Annotated in this window: 17 protein-coding genes; 8 read left to right on the top strand and 9 right to left on the bottom strand. The window is 53.9% G+C overall.

Annotation, left to right across the window (positions count from 1 at the left end):
* Nucleotides 1-2 precede the first annotated feature (2 nt).
* From GM298_RS12750 to GM298_RS12725, 6 genes are all read right to left on the bottom strand, one after another.
* Nucleotides 3-1,808 carry an extracellular solute-binding protein gene (locus GM298_RS12750; protein ID WP_266154198.1) on the bottom strand — a complete coding sequence of 602 codons (1,806 nt, stop codon included), beginning with the start codon at nt 1,806-1,808 and terminating at the stop codon, nt 3-5.
* 74 nt (nt 1,809-1,882) lie between these two features.
* The gene (locus GM298_RS12745; RefSeq protein ID WP_266154197.1) at nt 1,883-3,439 is read right to left on the bottom strand and encodes a cyclic di-GMP phosphodiesterase; all 1,557 of its coding nucleotides are present in this window, start codon (nt 3,437-3,439) and stop codon (nt 1,883-1,885) included.
* A 127-nt stretch (nt 3,440-3,566) separates the two neighbouring features.
* Nucleotides 3,567-4,136 (bottom strand): bifunctional murein DD-endopeptidase/murein LD-carboxypeptidase, encoded by a 570-nt coding sequence (gene mepS, locus GM298_RS12740; RefSeq protein ID WP_008500946.1) that lies wholly within the window; start codon nt 4,134-4,136, stop codon nt 3,567-3,569.
* A gap of 427 nt (nt 4,137-4,563) precedes the next feature.
* Nucleotides 4,564-5,265, bottom strand: coding sequence for a phosphatase PAP2 family protein (locus GM298_RS12735; protein WP_266154196.1), 702 nt, complete (start codon nt 5,263-5,265; stop codon nt 4,564-4,566).
* Between the two features lie 33 nt (nt 5,266-5,298).
* The gene (locus tag GM298_RS12730) at nt 5,299-6,285 is read right to left on the bottom strand and encodes a CobW family GTP-binding protein (RefSeq protein WP_252088250.1); all 987 of its coding nucleotides are present in this window, start codon (nt 6,283-6,285) and stop codon (nt 5,299-5,301) included.
* A 123-nt stretch (nt 6,286-6,408) separates the two neighbouring features.
* Nucleotides 6,409-7,875 (bottom strand): mannitol dehydrogenase family protein, encoded by a 1,467-nt coding sequence (locus tag GM298_RS12725; protein ID WP_266154195.1) that lies wholly within the window; start codon nt 7,873-7,875, stop codon nt 6,409-6,411.
* Nucleotides 7,876-8,079: 204 nt separating this feature from the next.
* On the opposite strand from GM298_RS12725, the gene uxuA reads away from it, so the two are divergent.
* Complete coding sequence (uxuA, locus tag GM298_RS12720) at nt 8,080-9,270, top strand: mannonate dehydratase (RefSeq protein WP_266154194.1); 1,191 nt, start codon at nt 8,080-8,082, stop codon at nt 9,268-9,270.
* A gap of 116 nt (nt 9,271-9,386) precedes the next feature.
* Here the strand turns inward: uxuA and yeiP are convergent, their stop codons facing one another.
* On the bottom strand, nt 9,387-9,959 hold the full coding sequence (gene yeiP / locus GM298_RS12715; RefSeq protein WP_008500940.1) for an elongation factor P-like protein YeiP: 573 nt from the start codon (nt 9,957-9,959) through the stop codon (nt 9,387-9,389).
* A gap of 163 nt (nt 9,960-10,122) precedes the next feature.
* Between yeiP and GM298_RS12710 the strand changes: the two genes are divergently transcribed.
* Nucleotides 10,123-10,377 carry a YkgJ family cysteine cluster protein gene (locus GM298_RS12710; protein WP_025756276.1) on the top strand — a complete coding sequence of 85 codons (255 nt, stop codon included), beginning with the start codon at nt 10,123-10,125 and terminating at the stop codon, nt 10,375-10,377.
* Here the strand turns inward: GM298_RS12710 and setB are convergent.
* The gene (setB, locus tag GM298_RS12705) at nt 10,374-11,555 is read right to left on the bottom strand and encodes a sugar efflux transporter SetB (RefSeq protein ID WP_045285152.1); all 1,182 of its coding nucleotides are present in this window, start codon (nt 11,553-11,555) and stop codon (nt 10,374-10,376) included. The two genes, GM298_RS12710 and setB, sit on opposite strands and share 4 nt — an antisense overlap.
* A gap of 362 nt (nt 11,556-11,917) precedes the next feature.
* Between setB and fruB the strand changes: the two genes are divergently transcribed.
* The 6 genes from fruB (at nt 11,918) to GM298_RS12675 (ending at nt 19,174) form a co-directional block, all read left to right on the top strand.
* The gene (gene fruB / locus GM298_RS12700; RefSeq protein ID WP_045285153.1) at nt 11,918-13,048 is read left to right on the top strand and encodes a fused PTS fructose transporter subunit IIA/HPr protein; all 1,131 of its coding nucleotides are present in this window, start codon (nt 11,918-11,920) and stop codon (nt 13,046-13,048) included.
* Nucleotides 13,048-13,986 carry a 1-phosphofructokinase gene (gene fruK, locus GM298_RS12695; RefSeq protein WP_014170919.1) on the top strand — a complete coding sequence of 313 codons (939 nt, stop codon included), beginning with the start codon at nt 13,048-13,050 and terminating at the stop codon, nt 13,984-13,986. Before fruB ends, fruK begins: the two co-directional genes overlap by 1 nt.
* Nucleotides 13,987-14,002: 16 nt before the next feature.
* Nucleotides 14,003-15,688 (top strand): PTS fructose transporter subunit IIBC, encoded by a 1,686-nt coding sequence (fruA, locus tag GM298_RS12690; protein WP_025756274.1) that lies wholly within the window; start codon nt 14,003-14,005, stop codon nt 15,686-15,688.
* Nucleotides 15,689-15,965: 277 nt separating this feature from the next.
* Nucleotides 15,966-16,907, top strand: coding sequence for a pseudouridine kinase (locus GM298_RS12685; RefSeq protein WP_266154193.1), 942 nt, complete (start codon nt 15,966-15,968; stop codon nt 16,905-16,907).
* Nucleotides 16,895-17,833: a pseudouridine-5'-phosphate glycosidase gene (locus GM298_RS12680; protein WP_266154192.1), complete on the top strand. Its 939-nt coding sequence runs from the start codon at nt 16,895-16,897 to the stop codon at nt 17,831-17,833. The genes GM298_RS12685 and GM298_RS12680 overlap by 13 nt, the downstream gene beginning before the upstream one ends.
* A gap of 93 nt (nt 17,834-17,926) precedes the next feature.
* Complete coding sequence (locus tag GM298_RS12675) at nt 17,927-19,174, top strand: NupC/NupG family nucleoside CNT transporter (protein ID WP_266154191.1); 1,248 nt, start codon at nt 17,927-17,929, stop codon at nt 19,172-19,174.
* Between the two features lie 15 nt (nt 19,175-19,189).
* Here the strand turns inward: GM298_RS12675 and GM298_RS12670 are convergent, their stop codons facing one another.
* Entirely contained in the window at nt 19,190-20,284 is a 1,095-nt protein-coding gene (locus tag GM298_RS12670; RefSeq protein WP_266154190.1) for a sugar kinase, read from the bottom strand.
* Nucleotide 20,285: the final 1 nt, after the last annotated feature.

Here is a 20,285-nt window from a genome sequence, read left to right as displayed (position 1 = left end):
CCTTATCGCCGCTCAGCGGGAAGTCTGGCGGCTTTGTTGACGTCATACCACCAGGTATCAAAGCCGAGGGAATAGACCGGGCGCACGGCAGGCACGGAGAACTTGTCCCAGCGCGCGAGGCGGTCTTCGCCCATGTACCACATCGGCAGCATGTAGTAATTCCAGGTTAACACTCTGTCGAGGGCGCGCCCAAGCGGCACGAGCTTTTCTTTATCTCCCTGCGCCGCCACAATTTTCGCAATCAGCGCATCAATCGCCGGGCTTTTTACGCCCGGAGCATTGTACGAGGAGTCGATGTAGCGGGAGGCCCAGGAGATTTGCAGGTCCGAGCTGGGCCACGGTTGCGCGGGCCACAGGCGCTGCATCATGTCGTAATCCCGGCTGCGCATGCGGCTGGTTATCTGGGCGTTATCGACCTGGCGAATGTTCATGGTTACGCCCAGACGCTCAAGATTATGCTTAAACGGCAGTACCCATTGATCGTTGCCCCCGGACGAGAGCAGCAGTTCAAAGCTGAGAGGCTGACCCGTTTTGGCATTAACCCGTTTTTGATTCTTCAGGTGCCAGCCTGCATCATCCAGCAGCTTGCTGGCTTTCAGCAGGTTGTCGCGATCGAAACCGTCACCGTTTGACGCGGGTGGCTGAAAGACACGGGTGAACACCTGCGGGGGGAGCTCGGCTTTCAGCGGCGTCAGAAGGGCCAGTTCGTCCGCTTTCGGATAATCACGCGCGGCATACTCGGTATTCTGGAAATAGCTGTTAGCGCGGCTGTAGGCGCCGTAAAACAGCGCTTTGTTCATCCATTCAAAATCAAAGGCCAGGGTAATGGCTTCCCGCACCCGGCGGTCAGTAAATACCGGACGCTGAATATTAAACGCCAGCCAGCGCGTGTCCTGGGCAGACGCATTTTTGTGTTCGTCCTTAACGATATAGCCTTTGGCGAAATTTTTCCCGATATAGCGGGTCGCCCAGTTTTTGGCGCTGCTCTCTACGCGTAAATCGAAGGCACCGGCTTTGAACGCTTCAAACGCCACGTTATCGTCAAGGTAGTAGTCATAGCGAAGGGTGTCGAAGTTCCAGCGCCCGCGGTTTACCGGCAGGTCAGCCGCCCAGTAGTCTTTAACGCGGGAGTAAACCACATACTGCCCCATGCGCCAGTCGGTGATGCGATAGGGACCGCCTGCCAGCGGTGGCGTCGAGAGCGGGTCGCTTAGCTTATGATTCTTCCAGAACGATTCCGGCATCACGGGCAGCGAGAACAGACTGAGCATATTCTCTTTGTTCGGTTCGCTCAGCTCAATGCGTACGGTCAGCGGCGCAATAGCTCTGACTGACGCCCCCTTATAGACAATGCGGAACTGGGGAACGCCTTCGGTCATAAATTTATGAAAGGTGAAGGCGACGTCGCTGGCCTTAACCGGTGTGCCATCGTGAAAACGTGCCCGGGGGTTCAGGGTGATTTCCGCCCAGGCGAAGTTATCGGCATAACGCACATTCCCGGCAATCAGCGGATAATAGCTGCCGGGCTCATCATCAGACGTGACAAAGAGCGTATCGTAAAGCGATTCCGTTCGCGCCGCCGCTACCCCACGCAGGGCGAAGCGGTTGAAGTTGTCGAACGTTCCCGTGGCGGAAAGCGTGACCTTTCCGCCTTTCGGCGCGTCAGGGTTAACGTAATCGAAGTGGGTAAAATTGACGGCGTATTTCGGCTCGCCAATCACCGCGAAGGCGATATTTTCTTTGATGGCTTGCGCCTGGCTGGACAGGCTCGTGAATGCCAACATCAGCAACATAACGCGCATAAGCATTTCGCGGCGGCTCCCTCTTTTACAGACCGGCTCGGTTAAGCTGAATAATAAGTGACGCCGCAGGCAATGTGAAATTATTCACCGTCGGGTGACACGTCCGGTCGCCATTCACGGAACTGTGCCAGCGGCATCGGGCGGCTAATCCAGTATCCCTGCAGGAAGTTGACGCCATGTTCACGCAGCCAGGCGGCCTGTTCCGGCGTTTCCACCCCTTCGGCGACGGTGGACATATTCAGTCGCCTTGCCAGCGTGAGCACGGCATCCAGCACCGGCGAGGTCACGGTCTCGGTACCAATGGCATTCACGAAACCGCGGTCGATTTTGAGATAGTCCATGGTGAAATGCTCAAGATAAATTAGCGCACTGTGGCCCGTACCAAAATCATCAATGGCTATCTCAAAACCTTCATTATGCAGCCACTCGAAAAGGCTGTTGGCTTCCCGATGGTTAAGCATGTCGCGCTCGGTAATTTCCAGCACGATCTGGAAATAATCCGGCGGCAGTAGCGCTTTGAAGGTGCGCATATCGTCTTTAAAGCTTTCCGCATGCAGATGTCCGGGCGCAATGTTGATCCCCACTTTTGCGCCCGGGGGAAGAAGGGTCTGTAACACGGGGGCATCGTGAATAATCAGATCAAAGAGATGCAGCGTCAGCGGGACAATCAGCTTCTGCGCTTCAGCGAAATTGATAAATGCATCTGGCGGAATTTCTCCCATTGTCGGATGTTTCCAGCGCATCAGCACTTCAAGCCCGGTCATCCGGAGCGATTTGGCATCAACGACGGGCTGATAAACCACATAAAACTGACCGCGCTTAATGGCGCTTAAAATCTCTTTACCCGGATTGAGCCGAATGCTGAGGATGTAGTAATTGAGCGATCCGGCAGCAATACCGCATACCAGCCCGAAGAACAGGGCATAGAGAATTTCATCGCTGGTCCACGCGTCCGCATACAGTTTTATGGTCAGGGGGACCTCTTTCAGCGTCGCGGTACGGGCCGGAATATCATGTAAATCATGCGCTTTGACTAGCCTGCTGGAGCGCGTTGACAACGCATTATCACCAATAATGATGGCAATGCCCGCAAACTCGTCCTGACGCGCGGTATAGAGCAGGTAAGGCGTCAGATTGATATTCACCGAGGTGAACACTCCGCCATCCTTCACTAACGGGTTACGGTACCAGATGGCAATCGCGGGTTTATTGGGCAACATCGGGGTGCCCGGTAGCAACGCCATATCGATCGGTTTACCGATGTGCAGCTCAGGTATCAGCTCCTCCATCGGGACATTCATCGGGCCGGTGGCCGATGAGCAAAATGCCATTTTGTCTCTTACCAGCAGGAAGGCGCGAACATTAATGCTAAAGGCGGCGCGCGAGGTGAGCTCCTGATTGACCTCCTGGCAGGTGTTCAACGTGAGCGGCTGGAGAATATCGACAGCGTTTTTTAACTCATCGAAATAGCTCTCCATATAGATGGAGATATCGCGAATCAGGGTGTCGAATTTGGTTTCCCGCTTGTGGTAGCTCCAGAAAAACTGCAATGACCCGAGGAGCAGGGCGGCGATAAGACCCGTGATAATGCTGATGAACAGAATCTTGCGATTGCTGGAAAAGTAGCGGGTGAACATAGACGTCGTGATTCCTGAAATGCCGCTGGATGTATTCAGTGTAACGGGCAAAAAAAAACACTGCCGAAGCAGTGCTTTTTTTCATCGTATCGCCAGCCAAGGGATAACCAACGATACAATTGTCATCTTAACTGCGGGTCAGAACACGGCGCGCTTCGTTGTAACGCTTCTTCCAGTAAGGTTCGTTCATGCTGGAAATGGTCACACCGCTGCTGGTGGAGGCATGTACAAACTGGTCATTACCAATGTAGATACCAACATGACGACCTGTAGAACCTGCACGGAACAGAACTAAATCACCGGTGCGCAGTTTCGTACGTGAAATCGACTTGCCCATCTCCTGCTGTTCATACGTTGAACGCGGAAGGTCTAACCCAAACTGCTCACGGAACGTACGCTGTACAAAACCGGAACAATCAATACCTGTTTTTGTGCTGCCGCCAAGACGATAACGCACGCCTTTCCAGTCAGCATACTGGTCCATAATGCGGGACTTCACGTCCAGATTACGTACCATATTTTCAAATTCATCCTGAGAGGCTTGCAGTGACGAGGAATCTTCCATTCCCACAACACGCGTCTCAGGATGCATATTCTTTGCGGTGTTCGATGTACTACATGCAGACAACAGTACCGCGACTGCTATCGCCGGGATCCCCCGTAAGATATATCTCAGAAACGGTTGAGATTTGACCATTTTGTTTATTTTCCCTTGAAGTCCTTAACGACAAATATCGTTATAAAAATGCCAAACGTGACGAGACTAATTATCTGTTCACATTGAGACAATTCTTTCTGATCACATTTGTGGCACAGCGCACAAAATTATTCACCAGCGAAATCATTATCTCTATGGGGCAAAACGAGTTCGAGATTAACCGATTGCCCGGGGTATTGCGAGTAAAAAAAGCCTTTTTTTTATAAGAAATTGTGATACAGAAAGTAAAAATCCGTAATTGCTTAAAATACGGTCGGATCCGACGCGTTATCGCGCAATTGCTTCATTTTTATCATGAAACTGATGACAGGAATATGACAGCACGAAACGATCGTGGCGGGAAGGCTATCAGGGATCATGTCGATCCCTGATGATTAACGTTAATTTGAGTTAGATGTTTGTTTAATTATTGTTGCTTTTTGCCCGGAAGATAGCGATCGAACAGGCCTATTATTCTGTCACTCAGCGGCGTCATCAGACACCACGGCAACGCAATCAGCGCAACGGAGAGCGAACCGACGGCAATATCGCTGAACCAGTGGGCGCCAATCATTACGCGCGGGAAGGCAAAAACCACAAAAATAATCAGGGCTATTGCAAAGGCTTTTCTGCCGAAATAGCGAAGCATTATTGCGGAAAAAATAAGCAACATCATCCCGTGATCGCCGGGGAAACTGTCCTTCGACGCGTCTTTTGTCGGAATATGCAGCAGCTCGCTGACGCGATAAATATCGGTGAAGAATAGCGTTGGGCTTGAACGTTTAACCGGAATAATCGCGGTAGCCAGCTGGTTAATGATGACCGCGAACAGCAGCATCACCAGACCGATAATCAGAATGCGTCGACGTCCCGCGTTATCGGCTTTCAGCCAGAATGAGAGCATCAGGCAGCCCATGGCCAGCAGAGAGAAGCCGTCGAAGGCGCGGTTGTTGGTGAGAGCCACCAGCCACAGGAAGGCGTTGCTCTTAACCAGCTCCAGGTTGAAGAAGTGAAAAATGGTCGAATCCAGCGGGAACCAGAAACCATGATTCGCCGGGATATACCAGGAGAAGAAAAGCGCCAGACCGGCGACATTAAGCAGTAATATCAGGGGAAATCGCGTTGTCATAACATTCAGCATAGAGTGAAAACTGGGGCAACGTTAGCCGCCCGAACTTAAACGAATCTTCAACAGGCTGGACTGCAGGGCATTCCAGTCGGTGTTAACCGCACTAATTAACTCTATACGGCTGTCCGGCGGCGCCACGTTTTGCGTTTCAATGAAGAAATCCTCGCCCTGGCGGTTAATCCGTACCAGTCCATCCGGTGTGCGCATGATCCCTTTCACGCGATCGACGGGGGCAAGTCTGGCCCACTCCAGGATCCCAATGGTGTCGAAGACTGTTTCAGCATCAAAGATCCATCCGCAGGCCTGATATCCCTGACCGCTATTCAGATTGCGGCGCCAGCGCTGATGCTCCGGCAGACTGAGGGCAGCCAGACCCTGCTTAACCGGATGACTGTGCGCGTGCTCCGCGCTGGCGGGCAGCTCGGTGAGGTTCAGACGAGGAAGATCAAGCAGGGCGCTGTCTATTTTCCCCTGGGTGGTCTGTACCCGCGTACGATTACCGCCGAAATGCTGCCACCACGCTTCCAGTGCCGCCTGACTTTCAGCCGTGGCGCGATCTTCTTTATTGGCGACGATAATGTCAGCCGAGGCGAGCTGGTCGCGGAAGTTCTCATTGGCGACGGCTTTTTCATCCAGCAACTGGCGTGGATCGAGCAGACACAGGGTGGCGCGCAGATCGATCCACGGCTCGTAAACCGGGGCGGTCAGTAGATCGAGGATCTGCTTCGGGTGGCCCAGTCCGGTGGGTTCAATCAGCAGGCGGTCGGGTTTGCCCTGACGCAGCAGCGTGTTGAGTCCCACCTGCATTGGCAGGCCATTGACGCAGCACATGCATCCGCCGGGGATCTCTTTAATCAGCGCGCCGCTGGATGACAGCAGTGCGCCATCAATGCCTACCTCGCCAAATTCATTGACCAGCACGGCCCATTTCTCGGCCGGATCTTTATTTGCCAGCAGGTGAAGAATGGAGGTGGTTTTTCCGCTGCCGAGAAAACCGGTGATGAGGTTGGTTTTGGTCACGTGCGCTCCGGGAGAGAAGGGTGATGCGATAACACTGTTCTCTTATCCTGACGAAAAACGTGACCAATGAGAAGGGGAAGGGCGAACGGAGACCCTTTCCGTTCGCCTTAAGCGCAATAATCGTTAAATATTTAACGTTTCAATAACAGCCTGACGCGCGCCGTGGCGGCTGATACGCTGGTAGGCCTGGTTAACCGCCTCAACAAAAACGTGGTTTTGCGCCAGATCGTGGCCAAAGACTTCACTCAGCCCCAGCAGCGCGTTGACGCGATCGGCCTCGTTGCTGGCATCAACAACCGCACGAATTTTATCGCTGAGGGGATCGCGAACATCAATCGCGTTGCCACGGTCGTCGGTGCCGCTGACGTAGCGTATCCAGCCGGCCACGCCGAGCGCCAGCAGTGGCCACGGCGTTTTTCGCTCAAGATGGATGCGGATCCCGTCCAGCATGCGCTGGGGCAGTTTCTGGCTACCGTCCATCGCGATTTGCCAGGTACGGTGCTGGAGAGCCGGGTTCGCAAAGCGTTCGAGCAGGCTATCGGCGTAGGCGGTGAGGTCGACATCCTGAATACGTAATGTGGGCGCCTGTTCGTCGAGCATGAGCCGACGGGCGGCATTACGGAAAGAGGGATCCTCCATACATTCATTAATGTGCGCATAGCCCGCGAGATACCCGAGATACGCCAGGAAAGAGTGGCTGCCGTTGAGCATGCGTAATTTCATCTGCTCCCACGGCAGTACATCCTGCACCATCTGGACACCCGCCACTTCCCACTCGGGACGGCCCGCGACAAAGTTATCTTCCACCACCCACTGAATAAACGGTTCGCAACTGATGGCGCACGGATCTTCAACGCCGAGCGCTTCGGTGATTTCCGCAAGCGAGGCGTCAGTTGCGGCGGGGACAATCCTGTCGACCATCGTGCCCGGAAAACTGACGTGGCTTTCGATCCACTCCGCCAGCGCAGCGGAACGTTTTTGCGCCATGCCCAGCACCGCATTTTTCACTACGTGCCCGTTATCCGGGATATTGTCGCAGGAGAGCACGGTAAAGGCGGGCAGGCCACGCTCGTGGCGGCGATGGAGCGCTTCGACCAGAATCCCCGGGGCAGAATGCGGTTCATTCGGATTTTCAAGGTCGTGGACGATCCGCGCGTTGTGCAGATCCAGTTTACCGGTCGCAGGATCGATGCAATAGCCTTTCTCGGTTATGGTGAGCGACACAATCGCGACCTGCGGCTCACAAAATTTCTCAATAATGGCAGACAGGGAGTCCAGCTTTGCGTTCAGGCATTCATGGACGGCGCCGACGATAATCGGCTGATTGCCGTCTGCACCTTTCTCCAGCACGGTAAACAGATGATCCTGCGCGCGCAGCTGGCTCATCAGCACATCACCGCTGAAGAGGCTGATCTCACAGATCCCCCAGTCGCCGCCTTTTTCATTCAGCACCCGGTTTGTTAACAAGGCCTGATGCGCGCGGTGAAAGGCACCAAAGCCAAAATGAACGATGCGGGAGCGTAACTGCGCACGATCGTAGCGAGGTTGCTGAACGTGAGCAGGCAGCGAGGTGGAGGCAATTGTCTTCATGTAATACACACCTGATTAACCATTAATTAACAATGCCAGTGTAAAGTTATATGACAACAAATAAAATTGGTGAGCCGTAAATATCCCGGTTCTGTGAGTTTGATCAATCAATGTGTGGCGGTGTATTGACCCTTCATGGCAAACATGTATGGTAGTCGTCATCGCATTAACATGTATTGGTATAACAACTTGAGGGGTGGGGTAATGGAACAAACCTGGCGTTGGTACGGGCCGAACGATCCGGTTTCTCTTGATGATGTGCGTCAGGCTGGCGCAACGGGTGTTGTCACGGCGCTGCATCACATTCCTAACGGTCAGGTCTGGCCGGTGGAGGAAATTAAACAGCGCCAGGCCCTGCTGGCGGAGAAGGGATTAACCTGGTCTGTCGTGGAAAGTATTCCGGTTCATGAGGATATCAAAACCCATACCGGGGAGTATCAGACCTGGATTGCGAACTATCAGCAGAGCATTCGTAACCTTGCGGCCTGCGGCATTGATACCGTCTGCTATAACTTCATGCCGATCCTGGACTGGACGCGCACTGACCTTGAATATCAGATGCCGGACGGTTCAAAAGCGCTGCGTTTCGATCAGATTGCCTTTGCGGCATTCGAACTGCACATTCTGAAGCGCCCGGGCGCCGAAGCGGACTATACCGCGGAAGAGCAGCAGCAGGCGCTGGCGTGGTTTAACGTGGCAAGCGACGCGGACATTGAAAAGCTGACCCGCAATATTATTGCTGGCCTGCCGGGTGCTGAAGAGGGATACACGCTGGATCAGTTCCGCGCGCGTCTGGCGGAGTACGGCGATATTGATAAGCACCAGCTGCGTGAAAATATGGCGTACTTCCTGCGCGCCATTGTTCCTGTGGCGGAAGAGGTTGGGGTTCGCCTGGCCGTACACCCGGACGATCCACCGCGTCCGATCCTCGGCCTGCCGCGTATCGTCTCCACGATTGAAGATATGCAGTGGCTGAAGGAGACGGTTAACAGCATCTACAACGGTTTTACCATGTGTACCGGCTCCTACGGCGTGCGTGCGGATAACGATCTGGTGCGGATGATTGAAACCTTTGGCGATCGTATCCACTTCACGCATCTCCGTGCGACCTGCCGTGAAGAGAACCCAAAAACCTTCCACGAAGCCGCGCACCTGGGCGGTGATGTGAATATGGTTGCGGTGGTGGACGCCATTCTGGCGGAAGAGGCGCGTCGTAAGCAGGCGGGCGATGTACGTCCTATTCCATTCCGTCCCGATCACGGCCACCAGATGCTCGACGATCTGCGTAAGAAAACCAACCCTGGCTATTCGGCAATTGGCCGTCTTAAAGGGATGGCGGAAGTGCGCGGCGTGGAGCTGGCGCTGAAGATGACGAAGTATCCGGAGCTTCTGTAAGCGAAATTGCCGGGTGGCGGCTACGCCTTACCGGGCCTACAAAAACACAAAAACCGGCTTCAGGGCCGGTTTTTCGTAGGCCCGGTAAGCGTAGCGCCACCGGGCAAAAGCCGCAATCAGTCAGCACGACCCATATAGCGTTTTTCTTCGATATGGATGCGGATTTTCTCGCCCGCTGAGAGGTATTCCGGTACCTGCACAACCAGACCGGTTGTCAGGGTAGCCGGTTTGTTGCGGGCGCTCGCAGATGCGCCTTTGATGCCTGGTGCCGTTTCAACGATTTCCAGATCGACAGTCTGAGGCAGTTCCAGCGCCAGCAGCACGCCATCCCATGTCAGAACCTGCATATCAGGCATACCGCCTTCAGGAATGAACAGCAGCTCTTCTTCAATCTGATCTTTGGTGAAGATGTACGGGGTGTAATCTTCTTTGTCCATGAACACATATTCGTTGCCGTCGATGTAGGAGAAATCAACGTAGCGACGGGTCAGGGTCACGGTATCAACGATATCGTCACCTTTAAAGCGCTCTTCCACTTTCAGGCCAGTACGGACATCGGCGAAACGCATTTTGTACAGCGTTGCTGCGCCACGGGCGCTCGGGGCCTGAATGTCGATATCTTTCACAATCAGCAATTTGCCGTTGTAATTCAGTACCATACCTTTCTTAATTTCGTTCGCTCTTGGCATTGCAGTAATCCTGTTTACGGGAGGTAAAAAATATCGCGCCAAATTACTCGTGCGCGGCCTTTCAGGCAAGAGGAATTCGTGGGTTTTGCTATCAATACACAAAAGGTGTTACTGTGCGCGCGATGCCCGACTGAGCGGGCGTTCGTCAGCGAAGAGAGCATTTATGGATTGCCGTCCAGATTGTGGCGCGTGCTGTACTGCACCGTCCATTTCAAGTCCCATTCCAGGAATGCCCGAAGGCAAGCCTGCCAATACCCGCTGCGTTCAGCTCTCAGAGACTAACCTGTGTATGATCTTTGGCTCACCGTTGCGCCCGAAGGTCTGTTCCGGGCTTCAGCCCTCAGCCGAAATGTGCGGCACCACGCGCGAGCAGGCGATGACGTACCTGCTTGAGCTGGAAGCGCTCACCGCGCCTTAAACGTCTTTAATCTTCGCCAGACAGCCAAGCGTCAGCGTGCACATCACCAGCGCAATCCAGAACACGGTGTGATAGTTCCAGATCTCAGCCACGACGCCGGCCATTGAACCGGCGATAATCCAGCCCACGCGGGTGGTATTGGTATACAGGGTCGTGGCGGAACCTGCCTGGCCCGGCATCAGATCCTGGAAGTAGAGCATGCCTATCCCGGCGAGAATGCCGATATAAATGGCGTTCAGCAGCTGTAAAGCCAGCAACAGCCCCGGCGTGTGAACCGTCAACATACCAATATAGAACAGCAGGCCAGCGACGGCGGCTATGCGCATTAAAAAACGCTTTCCGAAACGCTTCGCGTAGTAACCCGCGATGAGCATGGTCGGGATCTCAAGCCCGGCGGCGGTGCCCATCATAATGCCCGCCAGCTTTTCCGGCAGATGCAGTTCATCAATAATAAACAGCGGCATGTTGATGATATACAGGCTATTGGTGCCCCACATCAGCGTGCAGATAATAAAGAGAAGCAGGGCATCGCGGCGGTTACGGCGCGGGGCTTCCAGCACACCCGTTGCCACTTTGGGCTCTTTGCGCATTGACGGCAGAAAGAACCACACCAGCGCGCCGCAGACGACAAACGCAACGGCCGCACTCAGGTACATCACCGTAAAGCCAAAACCCATCGCCAGCGCGTAAGCCAGCGGCGGCCCTATCACCCATGCCAGCGACACCTGAGCACGCATAACAGAGCTGAACATCACCGCTTCGCGTCCGGTATGGTCGGCGTGCTCGCGGGCAAGGGCGAACATCTGTGGGTTCGCCGTCGAGCCAAAGCTGCTCAGGAACACGCCGATGAACAGCAAAATAAAATAGTTACGGTTCCAGGCAAACAGAACGCAGGCCAGTACACCGAGCAGGCAGCAGAAAACGATCAGACTTTTACGATCGCCTTTTCTGTCGGAACGCCCTGCCAGAAACTGACTGACGAGGATGCCGATGATGGCACTTCCGGTAAAAAAGAAGCCGACCATTGCCGGACGAACATGAACCTCATTGGTCAGAAATAAACTCAGCGTCGGCGTCTGTAACGCACCGGCAATACCCGTGAAGAAGGCAACAATCAGGAAGGCTGCTGAGGTCAAATCAAAGGGCTTCGGCGAGGCAGCCGCAGGGGTGTTATGCATGTTTTATAATTAGCGAGTAGCAGAGAGGGAGCGGAGTTTACGCCGTCAGCTAAAAAATAAACAGTGGGTGCGGTCAATGATGCCACGAAAAATCAAAATGGCATTTCATCTTGCATCCTCCCCGGCTGACCTTAGCTGAAACTGACTTGCTGAACTTCAGCAAAATTCAGCTGAAGGAATAAGAAATGTGCTGTATCTCTAAATTCTGACATCAGAAAGACGAGTTTACTTGCAAGGCATTGCAAAAAGCGCAAGACTTTTTGAAACGTTTCAGCGCTATCTTGTTTTAACAAACGGAGCAGGCTAGCGCATTTTTTCTCATTTAAGCTGAAACGATTCAAGTTCAGCAGGAGAGGAGAACCATGTTCCAGTTATCTGTTCAGGATATCCACCCGGGCGCTCAGGCCGGGGATAAAGAAGAGGCTATTCGCCAGGTTGCCGCTGCACTTGTGCAAGCGGGTAACGTCGCGGACGGCTACGTAAACGGCATGCTGGCGCGCGAACAGCAGACCTCAACCTTCCTCGGCAACGGCATTGCCATTCCGCACGGCACGACGGACACCCGCGATCAGGTGCTGAAAACCGGCGTTAAGGTTTATCAGTTCCCGCAGGGCGTGCTCTGGGGCGAGGGGCAGGTGGCCTATGTGGCTATCGGTATCGCGGCCAGCAGCGACGAACACTTAGGCCTGCTGCGTCAGCTGACGCACGTCCTGAGCGATGACGCGGTGGCTGAACAGCTCAAATCCGCCACGACAGCGGAAGAGCTGCGCGCCTTGCTGATGGGCGAAAAACAGAGTGAAGCGCTGAAACTGGATAATGAAACGCTGACGCTGGACGTGGTTGCCTCCGACCTGGTGACGCTGCAGGCGCTAAACGCGGGTCGCCTGAAGGAAGCCGGCGCGGCGGATGCCACCTTCGTAACGCGCGTGATCAACGATAAGCCGTTGAATCTGGGGCAGGGTATCTGGCTGAACGACAGTGCTGAAGGCAACCTGCGCAGTGCTATCGCCGTGAGCCGCGCGGCCAGCGCGTTTGACGTAGACGGCGAACGTGCGGCCATGCTGGTGACCGTGGCGATGAACGATGAACAGCCGGTTTCCGTGCTGAAACGTCTGGGCGATCTGCTGTTGAACAACAAAGCTGAAAAACTGCTGAACGCTGATGCCTCCACCGTGCTGGCACTGCTGACCAGTGATGATGCGCTGACGGATGACGTGCTGACCGCAGAGTTCGTGGTGCGTAACGAACACGGCCTGCATGCCCGTCCCGGCACCATGCTGGTGAATACCATTAAACAATTCGAAAGTGAGATCACCGTGGCGAATCTTGATGGCACGGGCAAACCGGCCAACGGCCGTAGTCTGATGAAAGTTGTCGCGCTGGGCGTGAAGAAAGGTCACCGTCTGCGCTTCACCGCGCAGGGTGCGGATGCTGAACAGGCGTTGAAAGCGATTGGCGATGCCATCGCTGCGGGTCTGGGGGAGGGCGCATAATGAGCAGACGTGTTGCGACTATTACGCTGAACCCGGCTTATGACCTGGTGGGGTTTTGCCCGGAAATTGAGCGCGGCGAAGTAAACCTCGTGCGTACCACTGGCCTGCATGCTGCGGGTAAAGGGATTAACGTCGCGAAAGTGCTCAAGGATCTCGGTATCGATGTCACCGTGGGGGGATTCCTCGGTAAAGATAACCAGGATGGTTTCCAGCAGCTGTTCAGCGAGCTGGGCATTGCTAACCGTTTTCAGGTTGTTCAGGGCCGTACCCGTATCAACGTTAAGCTGACGGAGAAAGACGGTGAAGTAACCGATCTGAACTTCTCCGGCTTTGAGGTGACTCCGTCCGACTGGGAGCGTTTTGTGAACGATTCCCTGACCTGGCTGGGCCAGTTCGACATGGTGTGCGTCAGCGGCAGTCTGCCGTCCGGCGTGAGCCCGGAAGCGTTCACCGACTGGATGACGCGCCTGCGCAGCCAGTGCCCATGCATTATTTTTGACAGCAGCCGCGACGCGCTGGTTGCGGGTCTGAAAGCCTCTCCGTGGCTGGTGAAGCCAAATCGCCGTGAACTGGAGATCTGGGCCGGTCGTAAGCTGCCAGAATTAAAAGATGTGATTGACGCTGCCCATGCGCTGCGCGAGCAGGGTATCGCTCATGTGGTGATTTCGCTTGGGGCAGAAGGGGCGTTGTGGGTTAACGCGTCCGGCGAATGGATCGCCAAACCGCCATCGGTTGACGTTGTCAGCACCGTTGGTGCAGGGGATTCCATGGTTGGCGGCCTGATTTATGGTCTGCTGATGCGTGAATCCAGTGAACATACTTTACGTCTTGCCACCGCCGTTGCAGCCCTGGCCGTCAGCCAGAGCAATGTCGGTATTACCGATCGTACCCAGTTAGCCGCGATGATGGCGCGCGTTGACTTAAAACCTTTTAACTAACAGCAGGAGAGGAATAATGAAAACGCTGCTGATCATTGACTCCGGTCTCGGACAGGCTCGCGCCTATATGGCGAAGACCCTGCTGGGCGCGGCGGCACAAAAAGCGCATCTGGAGATTATCGATAATCCAGGTGATGCAGAACTGGCCATTGTCCTGGGCGATAAAATCCCGGCTGACAGTGCGCTGAATGGCAAAAAAGTGTGGCTGGGCGATATTAATCGTGCGGTGGCCCACCCGGAACTGTTCCTGAGTGAAGCGAAAGGTCATGCGTCTGTTTACAGCGCGCCTGTTGTCACGGCACCGGTTGCTGTAGCAGGACCGAAACGCATTGTCGCGGTGACGGCCTGTCCGACGGGGGTGGCTCACACCTTCATGGCGGCTGAAGCCATTGAAACCGAAGCGAAAAAACGCGGCTGGTGGGTAAAAGTTGAAACGCGTGGCTCTGTGGGCGCGGGCAACGCTATCACCGCAGAAGAAGTGGCGGAAGCCGATCTGGTGATTGTGGCGGCGGATATCGAAGTGGATCTGGCGAAATTTGCCGGTAAGCCGATGTACCGTACCTCAACCGGCCTGGCGCTGAAAAAAACCGCGCAGGAGTTTGATAAAGCGCTGGTGGAAGCGAAGCCGTATCAGGCTACTGGTACCGCACAGACCGCGACGGAAGGGAAGAAAGAGTCAGCAGGCGCCTATCGTCACTTGCTGACTGGTGTCTCTTACATGCTGCCAATGGTGGTCGCGGGTGGTTTGTGTATTGCGCTGTCATTCGCATTTGGTATTACCGCGTTTAAAGAACAAGGGACGCTAGCTGCGGCATTGATGCAGATCGGTGGTGGTTCTGCGTTCGCGCTGATGGTACCTGTTCTGGCGGGCTTTATTGCCTTCTCCATCGCTGACCGTCCGGGCCTGACGCCGGGACTTATCGGCGGTATGCTGGCCGTCAGCACCGGCTCCGGTTTTATCGGCGGTATCATTGCCGGTTTCCTGGCGGGTTACGTCGCGAAGCTTATCAGCGCGAAGCTGAAGCTGCCGCAGAGTATGGAAGCGCTGAAACCGATCCTGATTATCCCGCTGATTTCCAGTCTGGTGGTCGGTCTGGCGATGATTTACCTGATTGGTAAGCCGGTTGCAGGTATCCTCGCGGGCCTGACTCACTGGCTGCAAACCATGGGTACTGCGAATGCGGTACTGCTGGGTGCGATCCTCGGGGGCATGATGTGTACCGACATGGGTGGCCCGGTGAACAAAGCGGCGTACGCTTTCGGTGTTGGCCTGCTGAGTACCCAGACCTACGCACCGATGGCTGCCATTATGGCCGCAGGTATGGTGCCTCCGCTGGCACTGGGTCTGGCCACGATTATCGCGCGTCGTAAATTCGACAAAGCGCAGCAGGAAGGGGGTAAAGCGGCGCTGGTACTGGGTCTGTGCTTTATCACCGAAGGGGCGATTCCATTCGCCGCCCGTGATCCAATGCGTGTTCTGCCGTGCTGTATCGTTGGCGGCGCGGTGACCGGCGCTATCTCCATGGCGATTGGCGCAAAACTGATGGCACCACACGGCGGTCTGTTTGTCCTGTTGATCCCTGGCGCCATCACACCGGTACTGGGTTACCTGCTGGCGATTGTTGCGGGTACGCTGGTAGCTGGGCTCTCTTACGCGGTGCTCAAACGTCCTGAAGCGGACGTGGTGGCGAAAGCGGCGTGATATAAATCCCCTCTCCCAGGGCAGAGAATCCTCTGCCCTTTTTTATTTCTGCATTTTGTGCCCTGTCTCTCAGGTTTTCCTGTCTTCCCGAATTATATCCGCTAAAAAATGTGATTCTGTTCATAACTACTCGCTTTATCGCTTGCAGCCAGATTTAGTTTGATCAAAACATGCGCAATACAAACAGATGTTTGTTTGCAAACATAAGCTCTAATAGATTTTGATGTCGTTAATTGCGGCATCATTACTATGGCAATACTTTGCCGGAGGGTGTGCTATGCGCAAAAAGGAATACATAGTAACAATCGGATCAGCCAATATGGATGTGGCCGGATATTCACATGATTCACTCAATTATGCTGACTCTAATCCAGGGCGGATAAAATTTTCTCCCGGCGGCGTGGGAAGAAATATTGCCCATAATCTTTCATTGCTGGGTAAAGCATCATGGCTACTCACTGCCGTAGGCCAGGATTTTTATGGTGAAATGTTATTAACACAAACCCGTCAGAGTGGTGTCCACGTAGAAAAAAGTCTGTGTGTGCCCGGTGAAAATACATCCTGTTATTTATCACTGCTCGATAATACGGGTGAAATGTTAGTGGCTATCAATGATATGGGCATTTCTGAGCATATTTCTGCCCGTTTTTTAGCACAACATGCGGATTTTATTCATCACGCATCAGCAGTTGTTGCCGACTGTAATATCAGTGAGGAGGCACTGGTCTGGATACTCGAAAATGCCGGCGGCGTACCGGTATTTGTAGACCCGGTATCCGCCTGGAAATGTATCAAAATTCGCAATCATCTCGACAAAATCCACACGCTGAAACCCAACCGACTGGAAGCCGAAACCCTCAGTGGGATTGCGCTTTCCGGACGTGACGACGCTGCGGATGTTGCCGCCTGGTTCCATACGCATGGGCTAACGCGGCTGGTACTCAGCATGGGGGGGGATGGCGTTTACTACAGTCACGCCAACGGGGAGCATGGGTGGGCATTACCTGTTAAAACGCAGGTCATTAATGTGACCGGTGCAGGCGACGCCATGATGGCCGGGCTGGTCTCCTGCTGGGTGGATGGTTTGTCATTTATTGATTCCGTACGTTTCGCGCAGGGTTGCTCATCCATGGCGCTTGCCTGTGAATATACCAACAACCCTGATTTATCTGTTGAAAACGTTATTTCCTTACTGGAGAAATCCGCATGTCTGAATTAACACTGAATGCTGAATTACTGCAAATCTCACCAGAGGTACAGGACGCGCTTAAAAATAAAAAGCCGGTCGTCGCGCTCGAATCCACCATTATTTCTCATGGGATGCCTTTCCCACAAAATGCACAAACGGCAATTGAGGTCGAACAAACCATTCGTCAGCATGGCGCTGTTCCGGCAACTATTGCCATTATTGGCGGAATAATGAAGGTGGGCTTGAGTAAAGATGAAATTGAGTTATTGGGGCGCGAAGGGCACAGCGTCACAAAAGTCAGTCGCCGGGATTTACCGTTTGTCGTAGCAGCCAAAAAAAATGGAGCCACAACGGTTGCCTCCACCATGATTATTGCGGCGCTGGCCGGAATTAAAGTTTTTGCAACCGGGGGAATCGGTGGTGTTCATCGTGGTGCTGAACGCACGTTTGATATTTCTGCCGATCTTCAGGAGCTGGCACATACCAATGTCACGGTGGTGTGTGCGGGCGCGAAATCTATTCTCGATCTGGGGCTCACCACCGAATATTTAGAAACTTTCGGTGTCCCGTTAATTGGCTACCAGACAACCTCTCTTCCGGCATTTTTCTGTCGTACCAGTCCATTTGACGTGAGCATTCGTCTCGATACCGCAGAAGAGATTGCCCGCGCCATGCTCGTGAAGTGGCAGACGGGTCTGAACGGCGGACTGGTGGTGGCCAATCCGATTCCTGAATCGTTCGCTATGGCAGAAGGCAAAATTAATGCAGCCATCGATCAGGCGGTACGAGAAGCTGAAGAGCAGGGCATCGTGGGCAAAGAAAGCACGCCTTTCCTGCTGGCCCGGGTGGCCGATCTGACCGGTGGCGACAGCCTGAAGTCTAATATACAGCTGGTCTTCAACAACGCCGTGCTGGCCAGCGAGATAGCGAAAGCCTATCAACGTCTCGCCTGCTAAAACCGTTCAGTCAGCATGCTGTCGACCACCAGGGGCAAACACAACTGAGGCCCGGCGACAACGCCGGGTTTACTGGCATGAAGGGAATTCGTTATGGATATCATGAGAAGTGTTGTGGGGATGGTAATTTTACTGGCAATTGCGTTCCTGTTGTCAGTCAATAAAAAGCGTATCAGCCTGCGTACCGTGGGGGCTGCGCTGGTTCTGCAGATCGCCATCGGTGGGATTATGCTCTATTTTCCTCCTGGTAAATGGCTTGTTGAGCAGGCCGCGCTGGGCGTACATAAAGTCATGTCCTACAGTGATGCAGGGAGCGCCTTTATCTTTGGCTCGCTGGTAGGGCCGAAAATGGATGTTCTGTTTGATGGGGCGGGGTTCATCTTCGCGTTTCGTGTGTTACCTGCCATTATTTTTGTCACCGCCCTGATCAGCCTGCTCTATTACATCGGCGTGATGGGGCTGCTTATCCGGTTTCTTGGCGGTATTTTCCAGAAAGCACTGCACATCAGTAAGATCGAATCCTTTGTTGCCGTGACCACCATCTTTCTCGGGCAAAACGAGATCCCGGCAATTGTGAAGCCGTTTATTGAGCGTCTTAACCGCAATGAACTGTTCACCGCGATCTGTAGCGGTATGGCATCGATTGCTGGCTCGATGATGATTGGTTATGCCGGAATGGGCGTGCCGATTGATTATCTGCTTGCCGCATCGCTGATGGCCATTCCGGGTGGGATCCTGTTTGCGCGTATACTCAGCCCGGCGACAGAAGCGTCAAACGTCACTTTTGATAACCTGTCATTCACTGAAACTCCACCGAAAAGCATTATTGAAGCTGCCGCGAGCGGGGCGATGACCGGGCTAAAAATTGCTGCGGGTGTTGCAACGGTAGTGATGGCGTTTGTCGCTATCATTGCGCTGATCAACGGCATGATTGGCGGCATTGGTGGCTGGTTTGGTTACGAACACGTCACGCTTGAAGGGATTTTGGGTTATGTTCTGGCTCCTCTGGCCTGGATTATGGGGGTTGACTGGCATGAAGCAACGCTTGCCGGAAGCCTGATCGGTCAGAAGCTGGCAATCAATGAGTTTGTGGCCTACCTCAATTTCTCACCGTATCTGCAAACAGCAGGCTCTCTGGATGTAAAAACCATCGCCATTATCTCTTTCGCCCTATGCGGTTTCGCCAATTTTGGATCCATTGGCGTTGTCGTCGGCGCATTTTCCGCCATTGCGCCACAGCGGGCGCCCGAAATAGCGCAGTTGGGAATGCGGGCCCTGGCAGCAGCCACGCTTTCCAATCTCATGAGCGCGACGATTGCGGGTTTCTTCATCAGTTTATAAAGAATGACCCAGGCATTATGCCTGGGTTGTATTGAGCAGATAGAGGGCGTTATTAGCGGAAAGGGCAGGATTATTGAGGCTGACGCTGGCGCGTGATAAGGCAGCACACGCCATCGCGAAATTCGCACCGTCACGAAAATCGCTCCCTTCCAGAAAACTATAGAGAAGGCCCGCCATAAAACCGTCATCCGCGCCAAAACCGTCCACGACAGGATGCGCAGGCGGGAAAAGACGAAATTGTTCGCCATTCTTCTGGCTACAAAAAACCGATTCATCCTTCATGTAAACATACACATGCTGAACCCCTTGCTGATGCAGAAAATCCGCTGCGCGGGCCAGGTCAGCATCGGTAATGACGGGATTGCCCCAGAGGATCTCCAGTTCCTTTTGGGTCGGCTTTAGGGTATGGATCCGTGAATACCAGGTCTTAATTTTTTCCGCTTTGAATTCAGAAACGGTATCAATAAAGACCGGAATATCATCCGCTATGGTAAAGACCCACTCCATCGCTTCCGGGGTGAGGTTGCAATCGGCAAGTATCACCCCGGCGTGACGGAGCAGATCCCGCGAGTTGTCCAGCAGTTGCGGCGTCAGCTTTTGCAGAATCTGTGTATCGTTTATCGCCAGCACCGTTTCATCCTGCTGGTTTGCGACGGAGAGGTAGGTTGACGTGTTATGTCCGTGTAAGCGGATACAGCTGGAGACATTTACCCCCGCCTGACGCGTATGCTCCAGCAGTGTTTCGCCGTAAAAATCACTGCCTACCGCTGAAATTAAATGGACGTCTCTTCCCAGCAAGGCAAGATTATGCGCGATATTACGCCCCACGCCGCCAGCGGAACAGTGAATGCTGCCCGGATGAGAGGCCGATTGCGGATAGTGGATTTCCGCCGTGCCGCGAATATCCATATTGATGGCGCCGACCACCACGCAATACTCCCGTTCGGTGAGGATATATCCTTTACCTTTGATCATCCCCTTACGCATCAGATCCATAATATGTGCCGCGACACGCGAACGGCTGATCTGCAAAATATCGGCGATTTCGTTTTGCTGAATAAGGGGATTACGCCGCAGGATCTTGAGTATCTGCTTCTCTCTTTCGTTCATT

Source organism: Enterobacter sp. HSTU-ASh6, from assembly GCF_026319105.1.
Taxonomy (GTDB): domain Bacteria; phylum Pseudomonadota; class Gammaproteobacteria; order Enterobacterales; family Enterobacteriaceae; genus Enterobacter; species Enterobacter sichuanensis.
This window is presented reverse-complemented; position numbering and strand designations above follow the sequence as displayed.